This window comes from Rhodococcus koreensis (assembly GCF_900105905.1).
In the GTDB taxonomy this organism is placed as follows: domain Bacteria; phylum Actinomycetota; class Actinomycetes; order Mycobacteriales; family Mycobacteriaceae; genus Rhodococcus_F; species Rhodococcus_F koreensis.
This window is the reverse complement of the sequence record NZ_FNSV01000005.1, coordinates 4,172,293-4,193,639: the sequence shown is the minus strand read 5'-3', so window position 1 is coordinate 4,193,639 and position 21,347 is coordinate 4,172,293. Positions and strand designations below refer to the sequence as shown.

19 protein-coding genes and 1 riboswitch are annotated in these 21,347 nt (G+C 69.2%); of the genes, 12 read left to right on the top strand and 7 right to left on the bottom strand.

Features of this window, described 5'->3' with window-relative positions:
• Nucleotides 1-66 precede the first annotated feature (66 nt).
• A riboswitch (SAM riboswitch) is annotated at nt 67-181 on the top strand.
• Nucleotides 182-232: 51 nt separating this feature from the next.
• Genes BLV94_RS23645 through BLV94_RS23640 form a run of 3 tightly spaced genes read left to right on the top strand, consistent with a single transcriptional unit; the run spans nt 233 to nt 2,307 of the window.
• Nucleotides 233-1,528: an aminotransferase class V-fold PLP-dependent enzyme gene (locus BLV94_RS23645; protein ID WP_072947340.1), complete on the top strand. Its 1,296-nt coding sequence runs from the start codon at nt 233-235 to the stop codon at nt 1,526-1,528.
• A gap of 4 nt (nt 1,529-1,532) precedes the next feature.
• On the top strand, nt 1,533-1,625 hold the full coding sequence (locus tag BLV94_RS52140; RefSeq protein WP_368680942.1) for a putative leader peptide: 93 nt from the start codon (nt 1,533-1,535) through the stop codon (nt 1,623-1,625).
• Nucleotides 1,626-1,680: 55 nt separating this feature from the next.
• The gene (locus BLV94_RS23640) at nt 1,681-2,307 is read left to right on the top strand and encodes an LLM class oxidoreductase (RefSeq protein ID WP_072947341.1); all 627 of its coding nucleotides are present in this window, start codon (nt 1,681-1,683) and stop codon (nt 2,305-2,307) included.
• A gap of 5 nt (nt 2,308-2,312) precedes the next feature.
• On the opposite strand, the gene BLV94_RS23635 is transcribed toward BLV94_RS23640, so the two are convergent.
• The 3 genes from BLV94_RS23635 to BLV94_RS23625 form a co-directional block, all read right to left on the bottom strand.
• Nucleotides 2,313-2,951: a flavin reductase family protein gene (locus BLV94_RS23635; protein ID WP_095862984.1), complete on the bottom strand. Its 639-nt coding sequence runs from the start codon at nt 2,949-2,951 to the stop codon at nt 2,313-2,315.
• A gap of 66 nt (nt 2,952-3,017) precedes the next feature.
• Nucleotides 3,018-3,491 (bottom strand): YbaK/EbsC family protein, encoded by a 474-nt coding sequence (locus BLV94_RS23630; protein ID WP_072947342.1) that lies wholly within the window; start codon nt 3,489-3,491, stop codon nt 3,018-3,020.
• Between the two features lie 34 nt (nt 3,492-3,525).
• A complete protein-coding gene (locus tag BLV94_RS23625; protein ID WP_072947396.1) occupies nt 3,526-4,617 on the bottom strand; it encodes an ABC transporter permease in 1,092 nt (363 codons plus the stop codon).
• A 52-nt stretch (nt 4,618-4,669) separates the two neighbouring features.
• Here BLV94_RS23625 and BLV94_RS23620 point away from each other — a divergent pair, with 52 nt between their 5' ends.
• Nucleotides 4,670-5,320 (top strand): TetR/AcrR family transcriptional regulator, encoded by a 651-nt coding sequence (locus BLV94_RS23620; RefSeq protein WP_072947343.1) that lies wholly within the window; start codon nt 4,670-4,672, stop codon nt 5,318-5,320.
• Between the two features lie 21 nt (nt 5,321-5,341).
• Here the strand turns inward: BLV94_RS23620 and BLV94_RS23615 are convergent, their stop codons facing one another.
• Together BLV94_RS23615 and BLV94_RS23610 are read right to left on the bottom strand one after the other, a co-directional pair.
• Nucleotides 5,342-6,409 (bottom strand): alpha/beta fold hydrolase, encoded by a 1,068-nt coding sequence (locus BLV94_RS23615; RefSeq protein ID WP_072947344.1) that lies wholly within the window; start codon nt 6,407-6,409, stop codon nt 5,342-5,344.
• A 75-nt stretch (nt 6,410-6,484) separates the two neighbouring features.
• Nucleotides 6,485-7,804 carry an FAD-dependent monooxygenase family protein gene (locus BLV94_RS23610; protein ID WP_072947345.1) on the bottom strand — a complete coding sequence of 440 codons (1,320 nt, stop codon included), beginning with the start codon at nt 7,802-7,804 and terminating at the stop codon, nt 6,485-6,487.
• Nucleotides 7,805-7,886: 82 nt separating this feature from the next.
• On the opposite strand from BLV94_RS23610, the gene BLV94_RS23605 reads away from it, so the two are divergent.
• Both BLV94_RS23605 and BLV94_RS23600 read left to right on the top strand, forming a co-directional pair.
• Nucleotides 7,887-8,717, top strand: coding sequence for a crotonase/enoyl-CoA hydratase family protein (locus BLV94_RS23605; protein WP_072947346.1), 831 nt, complete (start codon nt 7,887-7,889; stop codon nt 8,715-8,717).
• Between the two features lie 75 nt (nt 8,718-8,792).
• Nucleotides 8,793-10,490: an MDR family MFS transporter gene (locus BLV94_RS23600; RefSeq protein ID WP_072947347.1), complete on the top strand. Its 1,698-nt coding sequence runs from the start codon at nt 8,793-8,795 to the stop codon at nt 10,488-10,490.
• Between the two features lie 66 nt (nt 10,491-10,556).
• On the opposite strand, the gene BLV94_RS23595 is transcribed toward BLV94_RS23600, so the two are convergent.
• Nucleotides 10,557-11,048: an inorganic diphosphatase gene (locus tag BLV94_RS23595; protein WP_072947348.1), complete on the bottom strand. Its 492-nt coding sequence runs from the start codon at nt 11,046-11,048 to the stop codon at nt 10,557-10,559.
• Nucleotides 11,049-11,179: 131 nt separating this feature from the next.
• Between BLV94_RS23595 and dacB the strand changes: the two genes are divergently transcribed.
• The 4 genes from dacB to hpt are packed head-to-tail and all read left to right on the top strand — an operon-like array spanning nt 11,180 to nt 15,170.
• Nucleotides 11,180-12,565, top strand: coding sequence for a D-alanyl-D-alanine carboxypeptidase/D-alanyl-D-alanine endopeptidase (gene dacB, locus BLV94_RS23590; RefSeq protein ID WP_072947397.1), 1,386 nt, complete (start codon nt 11,180-11,182; stop codon nt 12,563-12,565).
• Nucleotides 12,565-13,611 carry a zinc-dependent metalloprotease gene (locus tag BLV94_RS23585; protein ID WP_072947349.1) on the top strand — a complete coding sequence of 349 codons (1,047 nt, stop codon included), beginning with the start codon at nt 12,565-12,567 and terminating at the stop codon, nt 13,609-13,611. Before dacB ends, BLV94_RS23585 begins: the two co-directional genes overlap by 1 nt.
• A 19-nt stretch (nt 13,612-13,630) precedes the next feature.
• Nucleotides 13,631-14,611: a tRNA lysidine(34) synthetase TilS gene (gene tilS, locus BLV94_RS23580; protein WP_072947350.1), complete on the top strand. Its 981-nt coding sequence runs from the start codon at nt 13,631-13,633 to the stop codon at nt 14,609-14,611.
• Nucleotides 14,612-14,615: 4 nt separating this feature from the next.
• A complete protein-coding gene (hpt, locus tag BLV94_RS23575) occupies nt 14,616-15,170 on the top strand; it encodes a hypoxanthine phosphoribosyltransferase (RefSeq protein ID WP_072947351.1) in 555 nt (184 codons plus the stop codon).
• A gap of 10 nt (nt 15,171-15,180) precedes the next feature.
• On the opposite strand, the gene BLV94_RS23570 is transcribed toward hpt, so the two are convergent.
• The gene (locus tag BLV94_RS23570) at nt 15,181-17,319 is read right to left on the bottom strand and encodes a serine/threonine-protein kinase (protein ID WP_072947352.1); all 2,139 of its coding nucleotides are present in this window, start codon (nt 17,317-17,319) and stop codon (nt 15,181-15,183) included.
• 164 nt (nt 17,320-17,483) lie between these two features.
• Between BLV94_RS23570 and BLV94_RS23565 the strand changes: the two genes are divergently transcribed.
• Together BLV94_RS23565 and ftsH are read left to right on the top strand one after the other, a co-directional pair.
• Complete coding sequence (locus tag BLV94_RS23565; RefSeq protein ID WP_072947398.1) at nt 17,484-18,830, top strand: amidase; 1,347 nt, start codon at nt 17,484-17,486, stop codon at nt 18,828-18,830.
• Nucleotides 18,831-19,042: 212 nt separating this feature from the next.
• Nucleotides 19,043-21,331 carry an ATP-dependent zinc metalloprotease FtsH gene (gene ftsH, locus BLV94_RS23560; protein ID WP_072947353.1) on the top strand — a complete coding sequence of 763 codons (2,289 nt, stop codon included), beginning with the start codon at nt 19,043-19,045 and terminating at the stop codon, nt 21,329-21,331.
• The last annotated feature ends 16 nt before the right edge of the window (nt 21,332-21,347 follow it).

Below are 21,347 nucleotides of genomic sequence, written 5' to 3'. Positions count from 1 at the left end.
CCCGGATCCCGGACCCTCCCGGTGTCGGGTTGACAACTGCGCGCCGATCCTGCAATCTTCGAAACAGGTCACGAGTACCAGCGTCAAGCCCCGGCTAGCTGGTCGGCAACCCTCCACCGCGGCGGGGTGCTCCGGGTGACGACCAGGCTGAGGTTCATACCGAACCCGGCAAGCGCGGACTCCGAGAGGGCACCGACCCTGCGACGAGTCCCTGACTACGAGGGATGTCGTGATGACTGCTGTATTGACTGCTGACGTGTGTGTTGCCCCCCTGGCTCAGGTTTCGGGTTCCGACCTGCGGGTTCCGCTCGTTCAGGGCGGCGACTGCACCTACGTGAACTTCGACTACGCGGCCAGTGCGCCGGCGTTGGCGCAGGTGACGGACCGTATCGGTGCCCTGCTTCCGACGTACTCCAGCGTGCACCGCGGCGCCGGTTACGCCTCGCGGGTGTCGACCGAGTGCTACGAGAAGGCCCGCGACTCGGTGGCCCGGTTCGTCGGAGCGTGCGATGACCAGGTGGTGGTGTTCACCCGCAACACCACCGACTCGCTGAACCTGCTCGCCGGCTGCGTTCCCGGCAGCACCGTCGTCCTCGACATCGAACACCACGCGAACCTGCTGCCGTGGAAGGACTCTCGCGTCGTTCGGGCGGCGGACACGCTGGCCGAGACCGTCCGGCTGCTCGTCGCCGAACTGTGCTCGAAGCCCACCGCCCTGCTCGCGGTGACGGGGGCGTCCAACGTCACCGGTGAGGTGCTGCCGATCGCCGCCCTCGCCGAGGTGGCGCATCGTTGCGGCGCACGGATTCTCGTCGACGCCGCTCAGCTCGCACCGCACCGCCGCATCGACGTCGAGGAGTGGGGTGTCGACTACCTCGCCTTCTCCGGGCACAAGCTGTACGCCCCGTTCGGCGCCGGCGTGCTCGTGGGCCGCCGGGACTGGCTCGACGCCGCCGAGCCCTACCTCGCGGGCGGCGGCGCGGTCCGGAACGTGACCGTCGAATCCACCCAGTGGGCGCCTGCCCCCGCCCGGCACGAGGCGGGAACCCCCAACGTGCTCGGCGCCGCTGCCCTCGCCGCCGCGTGCGATGCGCTGTCCGAACTCGACTTCGGCACGGTGGCCGAACACGAGGCGGCACTCACCGGCCGGCTGCTCGACGGCCTCGGTTCCGTCGACGGCCTGGAGTTCCTGCGGCTGTGGTCGGACGCCCCCGACACCGTGGGAATCGTGACGTTCACGATCGACGGTTTCGAGCCGGGGGAGATCGCCGCCTACCTGTCCGCCGAACACGGAATCGGAGTTCGCGACGGACGCTTCTGCGCACACCCGCTGCTCGGCCGCCTCGGCAAGCCCGACGGTGCCGTGCGGGTGAGCCTGGGTCTCGGAAGCTGCTCGGAGGACGTGGATCGGCTGGTCGACGCCGTGTGCTCCCTGGTGGCGGGACGCCGGAACTGGGCCTACGCCAAGGAGAGCGGCCAGTGGAATCCGGTGCCCGAGACCCGCTTTTCGCGAGACGCGCTAGTATGACGGCATGGCATCGCAGGCTGGGAGCACAATGATTGCTCACTGGTGCCGTCGGCATGTCGATCTGTGCCGAACCGCCTCGGGTATGTGTTCGAGCTGACCGGTCTTCCCGCTCCGTTTCACTCACACGCACACGTCATTCCCGAGGAACCCTTATGTCTCGAGACAATGCCTTCGTTTCCCGTCCCCTTCGCGTCGCCGTCGAGCTGACCGGATCGGGACACCACCCGGCCGCCGAGGGCGCCGCAGGCACGCGGCCGATCAACGGTGCCGACTACTGGGTGGACCTGACCGCCGACTCGACGGATCAGCTCGACCTCACGTCGTTCCCGCCGAACGTCGTCCGGATCCGGGCCGCCGATCTGCGTGAGGCGCAGCAGGAGCGCGCGCGGATCCGTGCCGAGATCGTCGCCGACGGCCGCGACCCCGACAGCGTCACCGTCCTGGTGGACCTCGAGGTGCTCATCGCCGGAGAAGCCCGCGCCGCGCGCAAGGAACTGGCTCTCCTCGACAGTGCGCTGGACACACCGCGCACACCGGTGTCGTTGCAGTACATCGGAACTCCGGTCGGCCTCGCCGGCCTCATCGCCGACATCCAGGCGGCCGGCGTCGCCGACGGCGTGACCCTGCTCCCGCTGTCGCTGCCCAGGGTTCTCGAGCAGCTCGTCGACGGCACCCTCCCGTGGCTGGAGCAGCGGGGTCTCGTCACGTCCGCCGAAGCGGTGGACGAGGCGCTGCGCCGCTTCGACCTGCCCCGCGTCGAACGGGTGCTGGCGTCCTGACCAGGTCAGTTGCCGTTGTTCGCTGAACCCAGCGGAGTGGGCCGGTAGTACCGGCCCTCGTGATACAGCAGGGGAGCCGACGCGGAATCGTCGTCGGCCTCGGCGTGGACGCGGGTGACGAGGCCGATGACGAGCGTGTGGTCGCCGACCGGGATCAACTGGTCCACGACGACCCGCATCCAGCTGGGAGTTCCGTGGAGAACCGGTTCGCCGGTGTCGAGCCGCGCCCACAGCGACTCGTCGGAGAACCGCTGGTCCGCGCTCCGCGAGAAGCGCTGAGCCAGGTGCTGCTGGTGCTCCCCGAGCAGGTGGATCACCAGCGAGCCCGCCGAGTGGAGCGCATCGATGCTCGACGACGTGTTCGCGATGTTGAACGACACCAGCGGCGGGGCCAGCGAGACGGACGAAAACGAGGATGCGGTGAAGCCGACCGGGCCCGATCCCGAGTCGAGGGTCACGATGGTGACGCCCGCCGGGTGACGGCGCAGGGCTGCGCGGTAATCCTCCGCACAGATTCCGGGGGCGAGTTCGGGGTCGCGGGGGAGGTCCGAACCATCGACGGTATCGGCGTTCTCGGCTCTGTCGGACAAATCATTCTCCGGGTCGGCCCGTGTGGGCACTGTGTCATTCTCGAGCGCGGTCATTCTCGCGCGCGTCTTTCTCGTTCACGAGATCTGACGTCAACTATAAGGGCGGGAACCGCCCGGGATTCAGTCGACGTCGATCGCCAGGCCCGCGGTGATCCGGACCAACTCCGAGAACGACGTGCGGAAGACGGTGTCCGGGTGACCGGCGGCCGCCCACAGTTCCGCGTACTCCGACAGGGCGTTGTCGACGTAGGTCGGAAGGTTCGTGGGATGGCCGAGCGGGGCGATACCGCCGATCGGCTGCCCGGTCGCGATCCGCACCATGTCGAGGGGTGCCTGGGTCAGATTCCCCTGCAGTCGTTTGCCCGTGTTCGCCAGATCCACCTCGTGCGCCCCCGACACGAGGAGCAGGATCGGGTCGTCGTCGAGGAGGAACACCAGCGACTTGGTGATGGCGCCGACATCGACCCCCAGAGACTCCGCCGCCTCGGCCGCGGTGTGGGTGGAGTCGGGCTGGGTCACGATCACCCCATGGTGCCCTCGCGCGATCAGAGTCTCGGCGACATGCGCGGCGTGGGGGTGCAAGGGCGTCGGCATGAACCAAGAGTAGGTCCATTCCCCTGGAACGACATCAAGAAGCGTCTTCCGACACGACATCGGAACGGGGCGTAGTCGATTCCAGCTTCCGGAGCCGCCGGACGGTGAACCCGAACAGCAGTCCCAGCCCGACCGCGGAGTACAGCGCGAGGGCGAGCGCGGGCTGTCCCAGCCCCACGTCGTCGAAATACACGATGCTGCGGATTCCCTCGGTACCCGCGCCGGGGGTGATCCACCGTCCGATGGCCGCGTAGAACGTGGGGATGACGTTCGAACCGAACGCCCCGCCGGCGCTGGGATTGCCCAGGATGACGAAGACGGCGATCGCGAGCGGCACCGCGAGGATGCCGACCGAGGCGCGCAGGCCGAGCGTGAACACGGCCGTGCCGAAGACGACACCGGTCCCGAGAAGCCACAGCGGGAACCAGTGGCCCGCGAACGTGCCGAGCACGTGCGTCGTGATCAGGGCGCCGAGTGCGCCGGAGAGCAGGGCGTAGCCGAACAGGACGGCCGTGTGCGCCGACGCCTGGCGCAGCGTCCGAGGGGCGCCGATGAACAGGCCGATCGCCGCCGCGAGCAGGTAGCCGCCGACCACCCACCCGATCGCCAGATAGAAACCGGACAGCCCGCGGTTGTCGTGTGCACCGACGGGAATCTCGTCGCGAACGGTGAACTCGCGACCCTGACTGTTCTCCACCTGGGTGAAGACAGATTCGAGTGCGCTGGAGATGGAACTGCCGCCCGCGCTCGCCGTGATCAGGGTGTCGGGGCCGGCGGGATTGATGACGAACGCGCCCTGGATCTCGCGGTCGTGGAGGAGGCGACGGGCGTCCGCGGTGTCCGAGACGACCCGTGCGCGGAGCGGCCTGCCGTCGATCGCGTCGAGCCGGTTGGCCACCTGCTGGTCCGTCCCGGCGGGCAGTCCCGCCGCGGCGACGACACCGATCTCGATGTCGCGGGGCGTCGGCTGATGGAACGCGGCCACGTAACTGAGGATGAAGCCGAGCTGGAGGAGGAGAACACCGAAGACCAGCGCGGCCATCACCTTGGGCGCGCCGTATTTCGACACCGGGCTGTCGTGGTGCGCGGGAGCCGGGGTGGTGGTTTCGCTGGCGGTGATGGTCATCGGACGTCCTCGATCCTTGTCGATACCGTAGGTATTGAATACCATAGGTATCGTGACTGAAGAACGTCAACCGGACAGTCGTCACACCGAATGGACGCCGACGACGCGTCCCGGTCGCGACGTCGTACGCCGGCGCCTCCTCGACGCGGCGGCGGAGGAATTCGCGGAACGCGGCTTCAGCGCGGCCAGGCTCGCCGAAGTGGCGCGCCGGGCCGGGTTCACCAAGGGGGCGGTCTACTCGAACTTCGAGTCGAAACAGGACCTGTTCGCGGAACTCTTCGCGGCGCGCTCCCTCGAACTGGCGGGACGGGTCCTCGCCGAGATCGCCGGCATGAACCCCACGGACGCCGCGGGCAAAGGCGGCGAGGCCGTCGCGTCGTGGATGGTGCGCGAGCCGGGCTGGTCGCTGCTGGTGCTCGAATTCGGTGTGCTCGCCGCCCGCGACCCGCAGATCGCGCAGGCCTACCTGCGGGAACGGCGGCAACTACGGGGACGGCTCGTCGGATTGATAGGCGAGCGCGCGCGGGAGTGGGGAGTCGACGACACGTTCGACGTCCGCACCACGGCCATCTCGCTGATGGCCCTCATCTCCGGCCTCGTGCTCGAACACTCCGTCGACCCGGAGGAAGTGGACCAGCAGACGATGGGCGCCGCGGTCACCGCGTTGTTCGCAGGTGCTGTCGCCCGGGCCGGGCTCGTTTGAACAGCCCGGGCCGGGCTGATGTCAGGCGGTCTGCGCGACGACCCCGTCGAGGAAGCCGTCGATGTGTGCCCACGTGGAGTCCTTGGCCTTCGGGCCGGCGACGAGTCCCAGGTGGCTGCCCGGCGCGGACTCGAACCGCACCGACAGTGACCCGGTGAGCACGTCCGTCGCCGCCCGGACCGACGGGATCGGGGCGATGACGTCCTCGGTGCCGCCGATCGCGAGGACCGGCACCGTCAGATCGGCGAGCGCGATCGCGCCGTTCCGGGTCTCGAAGTTCCCCTCGGTGAGCGCGTTCCCGAGGATCAGCTGAGTGCAGACCTGGCGGAAGAAGCGTGCGGGGTACCCGGGCATGTCGGCCATGAACCGGTCGATGGACTCCATGCGGGCCAGGGTCTCGGTGTCGTGCAGGTTCCGCGCGATGAACCACGGCTTGGTGAGTTCGCGCTGGAGTGCGGTGAAACGGTAGCTGGCCTGGACCAGTGGCGCGGGCAGTCCGCCCATCGCTCCCGTGGCGGTGGTGAGGGGACGGTCGCCGGTGAACCGGCCGACCGCCCGCAACGGCGCGATCATGGTCACTGACTCGTAGTCGATCGGCGTGCCGATCGCCGTCACCGAACCGATCGGCAGATCGCCCCGGCCGGCGGCCGTGAGCAGCGACATCGTGCCGCCGAGGCTCCAGCCGATCAGGTCGACGGGTGCGCCGTCGTGGAGTCGGGACACGCGGTCGACGGCGGCCGGGATGAAGTCGTCCACCCAGTCCTCGAACCCCAGGCCGCGGTCGGCGTAGCCCATCGTTCCGTAGTCGACGAGATACGTGGCCTTTCCCGACCCGGCCAGGTGCGCGGCCAGGCTCTGGCCGGGCCGGAGGTCGAAGCACTGTGCGGGCGCGGCGAGCGGCGGCACGAGGAGGATGGGCCGGTCGTCGTCGGTGTCGGAACCGTCGAACCGGTACAGGTCCTGATGGGGTGCCTCGTGGATGCGGGTCGACGGGGTGCGCTGGACGGGCGCGATGCCGCCGCCGAAGGACAGCCGCCAGGCGTTGCGGGTCAGCGTGTTCAGCGTCGGGTTCCAGGCGATGTCGAGCACGGATTTCCTCTCGTGGCGGCGCAGATCCTCCAGGTATCTGTGACGTCAACATACAGGTAATCCTGCGGTGGTCCGTCAGCGGGAGGCGAGCAGAACCCGCAGCACCGTCGCCGGTCGGAGCAACGTCCCCGGACGGTCGAGGAGATGCGTCACCCGGAGGAAAGCGGACCCCACGGCCGGGTCCACGGACGCGGCCCGGTCGAGCCGGGACGCATAGGCATTGGCGAACCGCACCCGCGCCGACCGTCGTCCCGGCACGGCCGGGATCCGGAGGTCATTGTCGGCGGTGAGGGTCCACGCGGCATCGATGCACCGGTTCGCCCCGCGCAGGAACCGGCGAGCGAGATGCGTCCGACCCGACCGCAGGCAGTCCCGCAGGATCTGCGCCTCCACCGCGGCGACACTCATCCCCTGACCGTAGATGGGATTGAACGAGCAGATGGCGTCCGCGAACGGCAGATAGTTCGGCGGCAGATCGTCCGCGGAATAGTGCCGCCGGACGGTCGTCGGGATCCGGTAGCGCACGCCGTCGTCCACCGGCACGGCCGTGCGCAGTGCGTCGTACATGTCCGGAGCCGGGAACGACTTCACGAAGTCGAGGAACCCGCCCGGATCCAGCGGCGGCACGTCGTCGCCGTACCCGGCGAGCGTGACGATCCACGTGCCGTTCTCCTGCACGCCCATGAATCCACTGCGCGGACTCGACGGTCCCGGCGCCATCCCGATGCCGGAATCGCCGTCCAGGTGCGGCGGGTCGAGCCGGAAGTGCCTCGTCGCGTAGCTGACGGCCACGGCCACCTGTGACTCGGACGGCGGCGAAAACCCCAGCGCGCCGAGCCGGGCGACGCTTTGCGAACTGCGGCCCGACGAATCCACGACGAGATCGGCCCGGACGACCTCCGGCGGAACCCCGCCCCGGTGCTGCACGGTCACGCCGGTCACCCTCTCGCCGTCCAGGGCGAGACCCGTGACGTCGGAACGGTCCAGGATCCGCACGTTCGGCAGGGCCTGGATCCGCCGCCGCACCTGCCACTCGACGAGCGGCCTGCTGGCGAGGATGCCGGGAACCCCGCTGGTCGCGCGGGCCATCCGATGCCCGTCGACGATCCACCGGATGTCGCCGAGCGCGTCGCCCGCGGTGGCGCCGAGGGCGAGGAGTTCGGACACGAGACCTGGCAGGAGGTCCTCCATCGCGGCCTGCCCGCCGGCGAGGAGAGCGTGCACGTGGCGGGCCTGCGGCACACACCGGCGCGCCGTGGCCGCGTCGGGAAGAACGTCGCGGTCGAGGACGACGACATTCCGGAACGTGCTGCCGAGCGCCGCGGCGGCCAGTAGACCACCCATTCCGGCGCCGACGACCACGGCGTCGCCACCCGGGGTCGTCCGATGCGTCATCGCGGCTGTCCGTTCGCAAGGCGATGCAGAGACCTCCAGGGTATTTCTCCTGACACCGGCGAGCGGAGGTTACTCTCGAGTAATGACCGAACAGAAGACCTGGAATGCGTTCACCGTCGAGCGCAAGGATCACGTCGCGCAGGTGACGCTCACCGGACCCGGCAAGGGCAACGCGATGGGGCCGGATTTCTGGAGCGAGCTCCCCGAGATCTTCGGTGAACTCGACTCCGATCCGGATGTGCGGGCCGTGGTGATCGCGGGCTCGGGCAAGAACTTCTCCTTCGGTCTCGACCTGCCCGCCATGAGCGGCAGCTTCGGCTCCGTGCTCGCGGACAAGGCACAGGCAGGCCCGCGCACCGCGTTCCACGACATGATCAAGCGGATGCAGTCCGGCATCAACGCGGTTGCCGACTGCCGCAAGCCGGTGGTCGCGGCCATCCAGGGCTGGTGCATCGGCGGCGGCGTCGACCTGATCTCCGCCTGCGACATCCGTTATGCCGGCGCCGACGCGAAGTTCAGCATCCGCGAGGTGAAGGTCGCGATCGTCGCCGACATGGGCAGCTTCGCCCGGCTGCCCGCCATCATCGGCGACGGCCATCTGCGGGAACTCGCGCTCACCGGCAAGGACATCGACGCGGACCGCGCGCAGAAGATCGGTCTCGTCAACGACGTCTTCGCGGACGCCGACGCCGTCCTCGCGGCCGCGCACGCCACCGCAGCCGAGATCGCGGCGAACCCGCCGCTCGTCGTGCACGGCATCAAGGACGTCCTCGACCACTCCCGGGCGGCCGCCGTCGACGACAGCCTCCGTTACGTCGCCGCGTGGAACGCTGCGTTCCTGCCGTCTCAGGACCTGACCGAGGCGATCACCGCAGTCTTCGAGAAGCGCGCCCCCGAGTTCAAGGGCGAGTAGTCCGGCGGCGGCAGGGCTTATCCGCAGGTAAAGCCCAGTCCAACAGTTGCCCGAATCCTCGCTGCGCTCGCATACTTGCCGACTACAAGTAAACGACAGCGCAGCGAGGAAACAGTGTCGAATTCGGTCGAAACGCCGGTGGCCTACACCCACCGGCAGATCCTGGCTGTACTCAGCGGGTTGATGCTCGGCATGTTCCTCGCCGCGCTCGATCAGACGATCGTGGCGACGGCGATCCGCACCATCGCCGACGACCTCGACGGCTACTCGCTCCAGGCGTGGGCCACCACCGCCTACCTCGTCACCGCCACCCTCGCGACGCCGCTCTACGGCAAGCTGTCCGACATCTACGGCCGCAAGCCGTTCTTCATGTTCGCCATCACGGTGTTCGTGATCGGCTCGGTCCTGTGCACGTTCTCGACGTCGATGTACATGCTCGCGGCCTTCCGTGCGGTGCAGGGACTCGGCGCCGGCGGCCTGTTCTCGTTGGCGCTCACCATCATCGGCGACATCGTCTCCCCGCGTGAGCGCGCCAAGTACCAGGGCTACTTCCTGGCCGTGTTCGGCACGTCCAGCGTGCTCGGGCCGGTGCTCGGCGGACTGTTCGCCGGGCAGGACGTGATCCTCGGAATCGACGGCTGGCGTTGGGTTTTCCTGGTCAATGTGCCGGTGGGGCTGGTCGCGCTCACCGTCGTCTCCCGGGTGCTGCAGCTTCCGCGGCGACCGGGCGGAAGCAGGCGGATCGACTGGTGGGGCGCGATCGCCCTCGCGGTGGGTGTCGTGCCGTTGCTCGTCGTCGCCGAACAGGGGCACACCTGGGGATGGGGCAACTCGAAGTCGTTGGCGTGCTACGTGATCGGCGCAGTCGGCGTGCTCGCGTTCGTGCTCGTGGAACTGGCGATGAAAGACGACGCGCTCATCCCGATGCGCTTCTTCCGCAACAGCACCTTCGCGCTCGGCGTCGTCATCAGCCTCGTCGTGGGCGCCGTGATGTTCGGCGGCATCACCCTCCTGCCCCAGTACCTGCAGGTGGTGAAGGGCTCGAGCCCCACCCTCGCCGGGTTCCAGATCCTGCCGATGGTCCTCGGTCTCATGGCCGGGTCGGTGGTCAGCGGCCAGATGATCTCGCGGACCGGGCGGTACCGGTACTTCCCGATCCTGGGGACCGCCCTGATCGCGGTCGCCGCGTTCCTGCTGCACACGCTCGCAGCCGACACCCCGATGCCCGTCGTGATGGCGTTCATGCTGATCCTGGGACTCGGTCTCGGAAACCTGATGCAGCCGCTCACCCTCGCCATTCAGAACGCCCTGCCCCCGCAGGACATGGGGGTGTCGACCGGAGCGGCCACCTTCTTCCGGCAGATCGGCGGCACGGCAGGCGTCGCGATCTTCCTGTCGATCCTCTTCTCCCGCCTCACCCCGGCCATCGGCGAGCGCGTGACGGCCGCCGCGGGCACCTCCGACTTCCGGCGGGCAGTGGTAGCCGCCGCGCAGAGCAACGACCCCGCCGAGGCCGCCATGGGTCAGGGAATGCTCAGCCCCGACCACGCAGGCGTCAGCGGCGTCCTCACGGACAGTTCGGTGATCGGAAGACTCGACGACGTGCTCGCCCTGCCGTTCCGGCAAGGATTCGCCGACGCCATCGGATCCGTCTTCCTCAGCGTCTCGATACTCGCCGTCGTCGCGTTCGTCCTCACCGTGCTGTGGAAGGAAGTACCCCTGCGGAGTGAGTCCGGACTGCAGGCCGCGGCCCGCGGCGACGCGGGGGAGTGAGACGGCAACGGCGCCCGGTCCACCCGATGACGGGAGAACTGGGCGCCGCTCGAACGAACGTCGGGCTCAGTGCCCGCCGTTGTCCTTCAGACGCTCGAGCGAGGCCTCGACCTCTGCCTTCGCCTCGGCGAGCCCGACCCAGTCGGCCGCCTCGACGTGCTTGCCCGGCTCGAGGTCCTTGTAGTGGACGAAGAAGTGCTTGATGGCGTCCAGTTCGAACTGCGGGACGTCGCCGATGTCCTGGATGTGGTCCCAGCGCGGGTCGCCGGCGGGCACACACAGCACCTTGTCGTCGCCGCCGGCCTCGTCGACCATCTTGAACATGCCGACGGGACGTGCCTCGACGATGACTCCCGGGAACACGGACTCGGGGAGCAGAACCAGCGCGTCCAGCGGGTCGCCGTCCTCGCCGAGGGTGTTCTCGATGTAGCCGTAGTCGGCCGGGTAGCCGAACGCGGTGTACAGGTAGCGGTCCAGCTTCACGCGACCGGTCACGTGGTCGACCTCGTACTTGTTTCGCTGACCCTTGGGGATCTCGATGGTGACGTCGAACTCCACGCCGATTCCTCGCTGTCGTGTCGATGATGATTCGGGGAGAGGATATCGGGTCGAGGATAAGGTTGGTTGTCTGACCACCCACGAATCACAGTGAAGACGGAGGCGCGTTGCCGGGCCAGGGAAAGAAGAAGATGGGCTCGTTGGCGGGACGCCACCGTCGGAACATGCGAATTCTGTTCGCGTCGGTCGTCGTCGTGGTGCTCGCGATGGCCGCCGTGCTGGTGGTCGCGGTGAGCGCGCACAACGCGTCGGCGGGCCGCGGTGAACTGACGATCGCCCCCGCACCGGCGCCGATCATCGCGGCCCCGCAGGTCACGCCGGTCCCGGACGACGCGCCGATGCCGACTGCGCAGGGGATCGCGGCCGCGGTCGATCCGGCCGCCGCCAACCCCGACCTCGGCAAGTTCAGCGGAACGGTCGCCGACGCGGTCACCGGTCAGGTGTTGTGGAGCGTCAACCCGCAGACCCCGATGACGCCTGCGTCGACCACCAAGGTCCTCACCGCGGGATCCGCGCTGCTGTCGTTGCCGTCCGACCACCGCGTCACGACGAAGGTGGTGCAGGGGGCGACTCCCGGGGAGATCGTCCTCGTCGCCGGTGGTGATCCCACTCTCACCGCGAAGCCGGTCGGGGAGAACGGCTACTACCCGGGTGCGGCTCACATCTCGCAACTGGTCGATCAGATCCGGAACGCGGGCATCCAGGTGACGCGCATCGTGGTCGACACCGGCATCTACTCGGGCGACACCATGGCGCAGGGGTGGTTCCCGACCGATGTCGGCGCCGGATTCATCACCCCCACCGAGCCGATCATGATCGACGGCGGACGCGCCGACCCACTCGTGGACGAGTCGCCGCGCAGTTCGACGCCCGCGCTCGACGCCGGGCGGACGCTGGCCGGTGCGCTCGGCGTCGACCCGTCTGCGGTCGCGTCGGGCGTCGCGGCACCCGGCGCCGCCACCGTCGCGAGTGTGCAGTCCGCGCCGCTGCGCGACCGGTTGCGGCAGATGATGGAACACTCGGACAATGTGCTTGCCGAAGCGATCGGGCGGGAGGTTGCCATGAATGCCGGCGCGGAAGCATCGTTCGCGGGCGCCGTCGCGACCATCGGCCAGACCCTGTCCGGTGCCGGATTCGATCTGTCGGGGCTCACGCTGCACGACGCGAGCGGGCTGTCCGTGGACGACCGCATCGCACCGCACACGCTCGACCAGGTCCTGACGGCGTCCGCCGGGGAGGGGAATCCCGCCCTGCGGCCGATGCTCGACTACCTGCCGGTGGCCGGTGCCACGGGCAGCCTGTCGGACCGGTACGCGTCGGGGAACCGCACAGGCGCCGGATGGGTGCGCGCGAAGACCGGCACCCTGTCCACGGCCAGCGCCCTCGCCGGCTACGTGGTGGACCAGAACGGGCGCGTCCTCACGTTCGCGCTGATGTCCAACGACCGCCCGCCGGAGGTCAGCCGTCCCGCGCTCGACGCACTGGCGGCCGCGCTCCGCACGTGCGGGTGCGAGTGATGGCCGCCGAGGGAAATGCCTTCAGCGGTGCCGTCGACTGGAAACTCGCAGCCAGGACGGGAGTGAGGCTGGCGCGCAGCGGGCCCGCCACGTCGCGGTACACGGCCGAAACCGTGGTCGCGGAACTGGCCGACGCGTCGATGCGCGCGGAACTGCCCGTCCGGGAAGTCACCGGCCTCGCCGACGGACTGCCGGTGCCCACCGCCCAGATCCTCGATCGGGCGGGGTGGATCCACGCCGCCGCGCATTCGATGTCGCAACTCACCGGCGGCGACGCCGCCCCCGGCATGCTCCTCGGCAAGCCGGCGGGCATTCAGGCCGGCGCGATGCTCGCCTACCTGTCCTCGGCGATCCTCGGCCAGTACGACCCGTTCACCGGCGACAACGGGACCCTGCTGCTCGTCGCGCCCAACGTGGTGTCCGTCGAGCGCACACTGCGGGTGCGGCCCAGCGACTTCCGGCTCTGGGTGTGCCTCCACGAGGTGACGCACCGGGTGCAGTTCTCGTCGTCACCGTGGCTCACCGGGTACATGCAGGAGTCGGTGGAGACCCTCGGATCCGCCGAGGACGAGTCGATCACCGACATGGTCGGCCGGTTGTCCTCCGCGCTGCGCGACCGTGGGCGCACGGAGCCCGACGAGTCGGGTGCGCCGGGCGGCATCGTCGGACTCCTGCGCGCGACCCAGGCCGAGCCGCAGCGTGAGGCACTCGACCGTCTGCTGGTGCTCGGCACCCTCCTCGAGGGGCACGCGGACCACGTGATGGACGCGGTCGGTCCCGCGGTCGTGCCGTCGGTGGCCGCCATCCGCGCGGCCTTCGACAGCCGGCGCCGCCGCAAGAGCAACCCGGTGCAGCGCGTCATCCGGGCGCTGCTCGGAATGGACGCAAAAATGGCGCAGTACGTGCGCGGCAAGGCGTTCGTCGACGCTGTCGTGGACAAGGTCGGGATGGACCGGTTCAACGTCGTGTGGACGGGCCCCGACACGTTGCCCCGGCTCCCGGAGATCGACGCGCCGGACACCTGGGTGTCCCGGGTGCTGGGCTGATTCGCGAAGGACTGAGCCGGTGACAGTGCTTCCCGAGGAGCCGGCGATCCTCGAGGTTCGTCACGGGGTGCGGCGCTGGATCGCGGCACACGCGCCGGACGGCGACGTCGCGGTCGCTCTGTCGGGCGGCGCCGATTCACTGGCACTGACCGCGGCGGCCGCCGCCGAGGCGCGTTCGGCTATCGCCCTGGTCGTCGATCACCGGCTGCAGCCGGGGTCGGACGCCGTCGCCGACGAGGCGGCAGCGCGTGCCCGGGCCCTGGGCTGCGCGTCCGCCGAGGTGCTTCCCGTCGACGTCACCGGAACCGGCGGGCTCGAGGCCGCCGCCCGGCAGGCCCGCTACCGGGCCCTCGACTCGGCGCGCGGAACCCGCCCGGTGCTGCTGGGGCACACCCTCGACGATCAGGCCGAAACGGTGTTGCTGGGGCTGTCGCGCGGTTCGGGCGGTCGATCCATCTGGGGAATGAGCCCCTACGACAGCCCGTGGGGCAGGCCGCTGCTGGACGTGCGACGCGCGGTGACCCGGCAGACCTGCGCGGAACTAGGCCTGCGCCCGCACGAGGATCCGCACAACAGTTCACCCGACTTCGTCCGGGTGCGGCTGCGCGCCGAGGTGCTGCCGCTGCTGGAGGACGTCCTGGGCGGCGGCGTCGCCGGGGCCCTCGCCCGCACCGGCGAGCACCTGCGCGAGGAAGGGGCGGTCCTCGACGCGCTGGCCGCCGACGCCGGAGCGAACGTCGTGGTGGACGGCGAAATCGACGCGGCCGTGCTCGCTCTGTCGGCGCCACCCGTCCGCCGGCGGGTGCTGCGCAGCTGGCTCCTCGCCGCTGGTGCGCGCGGTCTCGGAGATACCCAGCTGCGGGCCGTGGACGACCTCGTCGCACGGTGGCGCGGACAGGGACAGGTAGCGATCGGGGGCGGAACTCCGGACGCGAGGTTGGTGGTCCGACGGCGACGTGGCAGGCTGAACGTCGGATTGGACGACCGACGAAGGGTTTGATCGCGTGTACGAAGGCGACATCGCATCGGTACTGATCTCCGAGGACGAGATCCGTCGACGTACCGTCGAACTGGCCGAGGAGATCGCCAAGCGCTACCCGGAGGGCGCCCCGGAAGGGGATCTGCTCCTGGTGGGTGTCCTCAAGGGCGCCATCTTCTTCATGACCGACTTCGCGCGGGCCCTCCCCATCCCCACCCAGATGGAGTTCATGGCCGTCAGCTCCTACGGGTCGTCCACGTCGTCCTCGGGTGTCGTGCGCATCCTCAAGGACCTCGACAAGGACATCGCCGGCCGCCACGTGCTGATCGTCGAGGACATCATCGACTCCGGTCTCACGCTGTCCTGGCTGATGCGCAATCTCTCGACGCGGAACCCGGCGTCGCTCGAGGTCGTCACGCTGCTGCGCAAGCCCGACGCCATCAAGGTCGACATCAACGTCGCGAACGTCGGCTTCGACATCCCCAACGAATTCGTCGTCGGCTACGGCCTCGACTACGCCGAGCGTTACCGCGACCTGCCGTACATCGGAACGCTCGAGCCCTCCGTCTACGGCGGCTGAACCCCGCCCGTCAGCGGACGGGTTCGTGGGACACGGCGAGCTCCAGCGCCCGCAGATCCTGCTCCAGCTGGCGGAACAGCCAGTACACACCGACGAACGCGAAGATGCCGCCGACGCACAGGATGCGGACGGCGATGATCACCAGCGTGATCTCGTCGGGCGACAGGAACGTCACCCCGGCCACACCGGCCAGCGGAACCGACGCGGCCACCGCGAGATACAGCGTGCTGCGGCGGTCGAGTCCACGCAGTTTGTGCGCGTCGGCACTGCTGGCGATGTCCTGCGGTAGCAGGGTCGGGTAGATGCAGCGCACCGCGAAGAACGCCACCACGAAGAACGGGTACGCCACCGACACCGCACCACACACGATCAGCGACGCGATGAAGTGCACGTACGCGCCCGGCGGCACGTTCCCCGCCGCCAATTGCAGGGAAATCGGATAGGCGATTCCCGCGATCACCCACAACCCGAACACCACGAGCACCACGCGGTCGCCGAGCAGCAACGTGTCGGTGCGGGCTCGGGCCAGGGTCTGGCGGTCGTACGTCCGGCCCTTGCGCAGACCCCGCGGAACCAGCAGCGGGTAGCGGCACCAGTAGAGCAGCATGATCGCGCCCAACGGGAACGCGATCGAGTTGATCACCAACTGGATCCCCTCGAACGACTGCTGCGCCTCCGGCGTCAGATTGCTGATGATCAGCATCTTGTTGTGGTGATAGTTGTACGCGCCCGCGAGCGCGTTCGGCACCGCGATACCGAAAACCAGAATCGGAAGCGCGAAGCGGCGCAACCGCATGCGCCAACTGTTCGGCGGCGGATCGACGAGATCACGGGCCCGCGGGTTCAGGCACAGGTCGAACTGCTGGGCCAGTTCGGCGCCGGACGACCACCGGTCCTCCGGCTTCGGCGCCAGACACGTCAGCAGTACCCGGCGCAGCGACGGCGGGCAGTCGGCGGGCAACTGGTCCAGGAACTCCGGGTCGACGTCGCGGCTGCGGCTGTCCAGCATCGCCTCGAGTGCGGCGAGCGACTCGCTCGACACGTCCTCGTCCTGGAACGGACGCCGCCCGCACATCAGCTCCCACAACATCACCCCGAGCGCGAAGATGTCGCTGCGGGTGTCGAGGTCCGCCGCCGTTCCCGGCATTCCGCGGTGACACGCCTCGAGTTGCTCGGGGGACATGTAGGCCAGGGACCCGCCGAAGTAGGCGAGCGGTGACGCCCCGGTGACGGTGTCGCTGAAACTGATGTTGAAATCGGCGAGCTTGGGCACACCCTCCGCCGTCAGCAGGATGTTGGCGGGTTTGATGTCGCGGTGCAGGACGCCGCGCTTGCCTGCGTAGTCGAGGGCCTCGGCCAGTCGCCGTCCCAGCCACGCGATCGTCTCGGGCCAGGTGAGGGACGCGATCTCGTCGCGCACACTCGAGTCGGTGGGCCTGAGTTCGCCCTTCTCCCGCATTTCCTCGTCGACGACGTCGAGCAGCAGGCTGCCGGTCCGCTCCCGCTCGGGGGTGACGCGCACGCGCCGCAGAACCCGCAGCAGGGTGCCACCCGGCAGGTACTGCATGTAGAGCAGGCGCAGTTGACGGTCCTCGAGCAGCCGCTGGTCGAACACGCGGACGATGTAGTCGTGGTCGAGTTGCGCGAGGGTCTGCGGCTCGTTGCCCTTGTCGTGGGAGATCTTCACCGCGACGAGACGCTGCATCGACCGCTGGCGTGCGAGGAACACGCGGCCGAACGCGCCGCTGCCCAGCCCCATCAGCAGATCGAAGTCGTCGACCTGCTGCCCGACCTCCACGTCGTCGAGCGCCGCATTGCCGGGCGGCATGGTGATGAGCGTGTCCGGCTGCCGGGCGGTCACGGTCGGACGGGCCTCCGCGGTCTGTTCGGCGGCAGCGGTTCGCTCGGCCTCCGCGGTCTGTTCGGCGGCAGCGGTTTGTTCGGACGCGGCGGTCTGTTCGGCGGACGCGGTCTGCTCGGCGGTCATCGTCCGTGCCGACAGTGCTTGCTCAGCCGTCACCGTCGACGGGCCGGCCGCGACCGTCGCTTCGCTGCTCTCGTGTTCGGAGTTCGTGACTCCGACGGTCCGTTCGGCAGAGTCCGATCCAGCGGCCGATCCGTCTCTGCCCGACCCGTTTCCTCTGGTCATTGCACATCGAGGGTTCTACTGGGCGGGTTCTCTGGGCACATCGAGGTTGTCTGGAGCGGTGTGAAGAGTCCCATCCAGGGACAAGCGAATGGTAACCCCGCAGACCTACCGTATCCAGCGCGAATACTCGAAATCGCTGCTGCGCTGCACCATATACTCGGATGATGGGGGACTCCCCGTTCACCTCAGCCGTCGTCGTCGCCGAGCAGGTCCGCTCGGGCGTCTCGAGCCCGATGGAGCAGGTCGAGGCCGCGCTCGCGGCCATCGCGGAGCGTGAACCGAAGATCCAGGCGTTCGCCGCGGTCCTCGGCGACCAGGCCCGAGCCGAAGCGCTGGCCCTGTCCCGCCGACCGGATCTGGCCACTCTTCCACTGGCCGGAGTGCCTGTCGCGATCAAGGACGTCATCCCCGTGGCCGGGCTGCCGATGCGCGAGGGATCAGGCGCGACCAGCGCCGAACCGAGGGCCGCCGACCATCCGGTCGTGGCGCGACTGCGGGCGGCGGGAGCGGTGGTGGTGGGGCTGACGACCCTCCCCGAACTGGCGGTGTGGGGAACCACCGACGCGCCCGGCCGCATCACCCGCAACCCGTGGAATCCGTCCCGGACCTGCGGCGGCTCGTCCGGGGGAGCGGCCGCCGCCGTCGCCGCGGGAATGGTGCCGCTGGCGCACGGGACCGACGGTCTGGGGTCGATCCGCATCCCGTCGGCGAACTGCGGAGTGTTCGGTATCAAACCGGGCAGGGGAGTCGTGCCGTCCGAACTCGGCGCCACCTCCTGGTTCGGCATGGCCGAGAACGGGCCCATCGCCACGACCGTCGACGACGCCGCCCTCATGCTGTCCGTGATCGCCGACCGTCCCGAACTCGCAAGGATCGGGCCGTCGGAGCCACTGCGGATCGCGGTGGCGTCGGGGTCGCCGACGTTCCTGGCCACGGTCGATCCGCAGTGGCGGGACGCGGCCGTGCGTGCGGGGACGGAACTGACCGGCTCGGGCCACGACGTGAAGCCCGCGACGTTGCCGTACCCGGTCAACCTGATTCCGGTTCTCGCCCGCTGGACGGCGGGAACGGCCGCCGACGCGGAGGGCCTCGACCGCAGGCGACTGCAGCCGCGGACCCGCAGGCACGTCGCGCTGGGTCGCGCGCTGGGCCGGTTCGTCCGCCCGCAGCAGGTGAACAGGCTCGAGGACTCGCTGCGCGCCTTCTTCGAGAACTACGACGTGGTGATCACCCCCGCGCTCGCGCAGCCGCCGCTCGCGGCGACGACGTGGAGCGAGCGGTCGTGGTTGTCGAACATCGTGGCCAACGTGCGGTACGCCCCGCTCAGCGCGCTGTGGAATCTCGTCGGCTGGCCGGCGGCCAGTGTCCCCGTCGGCACGCACTCGCATTCGGGCACCCCGCTGGCCGTGCAGATCGCGGCGCCACCCGGCGGCGAGGCCAGAATCCTGGCCCTCGCCGCCCACATCGAGCGGGTCGGCGGCGGCTGGCCGAGGGTCGCGCCTACGCGGTGAACTCCCGCACATCCGAACCCGGATCGAGGCGGAGGGAACCGATGGGCTGCCGCGCGCGTTGAACGAAATAGAGACCGCTCGCGACAGCGGTTGGCTGCTACCTGGAGTCGCCGGGGTGCCTTCGCGGTAACCTGGTTTGTCCGGTTGGCAGCCGGAAGGCGCACCCGGAAGACCCGCACTCTCGAAAGGACCGGCCATCTCGGCCGACCTGTATGAACCGTAAGACTGTGTTTCGAAACCTGGCGATAGTTGCCGGCATCCTGCTGGTGATCTACGCCTTCAGCTACTTCGGCAACGACACGCGCGGCTTCAAGGGTGTCGACACCTCCGTGGCGATCGCGCAGCTCGACGCGAACAACGTCGAGAAGGCGCAGATCGACGACCGGGAGCAGCAGGTGCGCCTGTGGCTGAAGGACGGCAACGACGCCACCGACGGCAAGACCGAGATCCTCGCCAAGTATCCGGCGTCGGCGTCGGAGCAGATCTTCAACGAGATCTCCGACAAGGGCCTGCAGAGCTACAACACCACGGTCACGCAGGAGAGCTGGCTCACGTCCATCCTGCTGTTCGTCCTGCCGATGGTGATCCTGCTCGGCATCTTCTTCTTCGTGATGAGCCGCATGCAGGGCGGCGGCCGCGGCGGCGTCATGGGCTTCGGCAAGTCGAAGGCCAAGCAGCTGTCCAAGGACATGCCGAAGACGACCTTCGCCGACGTCGCGGGTGCGGACGAAGCCGTCGAGGAGCTGTACGAGATCAAGGACTTCCTGCAGAATCCGGCGCGCTACCAGGCACTGGGCGCGAAGATTCCCAAGGGTGTCCTGCTCTACGGTCCTCCCGGAACCGGTAAGACCCTGCTCGCCCGCGCGGTGGCAGGCGAGGCCGGTGTCCCGTTCTTCACGATCTCCGGTTCGGACTTCGTCGAGATGTTCGTCGGTGTCGGTGCGTCCCGCGTGCGCGACATGTTCGACCAGGCCAAGCAGAACAGCCCCTGCATCATCTTCGTCGACGAGATCGACGCCGTCGGACGCCAGCGTGGCGCCGGTCTCGGTGGCGGTCACGACGAGCGTGAGCAGACCCTCAACCAGTTGCTGGTGGAGATGGACGGCTTCGGTGACCGCACCGGCATCATCCTGATCGCCGCCACCAACCGCCCCGACATCCTGGACCCGGCGTTGCTGCGTCCGGGCCGCTTCGACCGGCAGATCCCGGTCGGCGCCCCCGACCTCGCCGGCCGTCGCGCCATCCTGAAGGTGCACTCGCAGGGCAAGCCGATCGACCAGCACGCCGACCTCGAGGGCCTGGCCAAGCGCACCGTCGGAATGTCGGGTGCCGATCTGGCCAACGTCATCAACGAGGCGGCGCTGCTCACGGCCCGCGAGAACGGCACCGTCATCACGGAGGCAGCGCTCGAGGAGTCCGTCGACCGTGTCGTCGGCGGTCCGCGCCGCAAGAGCCGCATCATCAGCGAGCACGAGAAGAAGATCACCGCGTATCACGAGGGCGGGCACACGCTCGCCGCGTGGGCGATGCCCGACATCGAGCCCGTCTACAAGGTCACCATCCTCGCCCGCGGCCGCACCGGCGGTCACGCGATGACGGTGCCCGAGGACGACAAGGGCCTGATGACACGGTCCGAGATGATCGCCCGCCTGGTCATGGCGATGGGTGGCCGCGCGGCCGAGGAACTCGTGTTCCACGAGCCCACCACCGGTGCGTCCTCCGACATCGACATGGCGACGAAGATCGCCCGGTCGATGGTCACCGAGTACGGCATGAGCGCCAAGCTGGGTGCCGTGCGGTACGGCCAGGAGGGCGGCGACCCGTTCCTGGGCCGGTCGATGGGGCAGCAGTCCGACTACTCCCACGAGGTCGCGCGCGAGATCGACGAAGAGGTCCGCAACCTCATCGAGGCCGCGCACACCGAGGCGTGGGCGATCCTCAACGAGTACCGCGATGTGCTGGATATCCTGGCCACCGAACTGCTCGAGCGGGAGACCCTCACCCGCAAGGATCTCGAGAAGATCTTCCACAGCGTCGAAAAGCGCCCCCGGATTACGGCGTTCAACGACTTCGGCCACCGGACCCCGTCCGACAAGCCGCCGGTCAAGACGCCGCGGGAACTCGCGACCGAGCGCGGCGAGCCGTGGCCCCAGCAGCCCGAACCGGTGTTCGCGCAGCAGCAGTCGCAGCAGGCCCCGCCGCAGCAGCACTACCCGCAGCAGGCGCCCGCCAACGGCTACTCGCAGCCGGCTCCGGCCCGGCCGCAGGGCGGCATGACGCAGCCGCGTCCCGACTACGGCGCCCCCGCGGGATGGTCGGCTCCGGGCTGGCCGCCCCGCGATCCGGGCAACCAGAGTCCGGAGGGGCAGTACCCCGGCAACCAGGGGCCGGGGACCAACCAGGGTCCGGGGAACCAGTGGAATCCGCCGCACGAGCAGCGGGGCACCGGGGACGACGATGCGCAGACGAGGGCCTGGAAAGGACCGGACGGATCGAACTGATCCGCCCGACACTAGG

Excerpts from the sequence above, each read along its gene's own strand:
- BLV94_RS23645 (WP_072947340.1), top strand. The coding sequence starts at position 233 with ATGACTGCTGTATTGACTGCTGACGTGTGTGTTGCCCCCCTGGCTCAG.
- BLV94_RS52140 (WP_368680942.1), top strand. The coding sequence starts at position 1,533 with ATGGCATCGCAGGCTGGGAGCACAATGATTGCTCACTGGTGCCGTCGG.
- BLV94_RS23640 (WP_072947341.1), top strand. The coding sequence starts at position 1,681 with ATGTCTCGAGACAATGCCTTCGTTTCCCGTCCCCTTCGCGTCGCCGTC.
- BLV94_RS23635 (WP_095862984.1), bottom strand. The coding sequence starts at position 2,951 with ATGACCGCGCTCGAGAATGACACAGTGCCCACACGGGCCGACCCGGAG.
- BLV94_RS23630 (WP_072947342.1), bottom strand. The coding sequence starts at position 3,491 with ATGCCGACGCCCTTGCACCCCCACGCCGCGCATGTCGCCGAGACTCTG.
- BLV94_RS23625 (WP_072947396.1), bottom strand. The coding sequence starts at position 4,617 with ATGACCATCACCGCCAGCGAAACCACCACCCCGGCTCCCGCGCACCAC.
- BLV94_RS23610 (WP_072947345.1), bottom strand. The coding sequence starts at position 7,804 with ATGACGCATCGGACGACCCCGGGTGGCGACGCCGTGGTCGTCGGCGCC.
- BLV94_RS23605 (WP_072947346.1), top strand. The coding sequence starts at position 7,887 with ATGACCGAACAGAAGACCTGGAATGCGTTCACCGTCGAGCGCAAGGAT.
- dacB (WP_072947397.1), top strand. The coding sequence starts at position 11,180 with ATGGGCTCGTTGGCGGGACGCCACCGTCGGAACATGCGAATTCTGTTC.
- BLV94_RS23585 (WP_072947349.1), top strand. The coding sequence starts at position 12,565 with ATGGCCGCCGAGGGAAATGCCTTCAGCGGTGCCGTCGACTGGAAACTC.
- BLV94_RS23570 (WP_072947352.1), bottom strand. The coding sequence starts at position 17,319 with ATGACCAGAGGAAACGGGTCGGGCAGAGACGGATCGGCCGCTGGATCG.
- BLV94_RS23565 (WP_072947398.1), top strand. The coding sequence starts at position 17,484 with ATGGGGGACTCCCCGTTCACCTCAGCCGTCGTCGTCGCCGAGCAGGTC.
- ftsH (WP_072947353.1), top strand. The coding sequence starts at position 19,043 with ATGAACCGTAAGACTGTGTTTCGAAACCTGGCGATAGTTGCCGGCATC.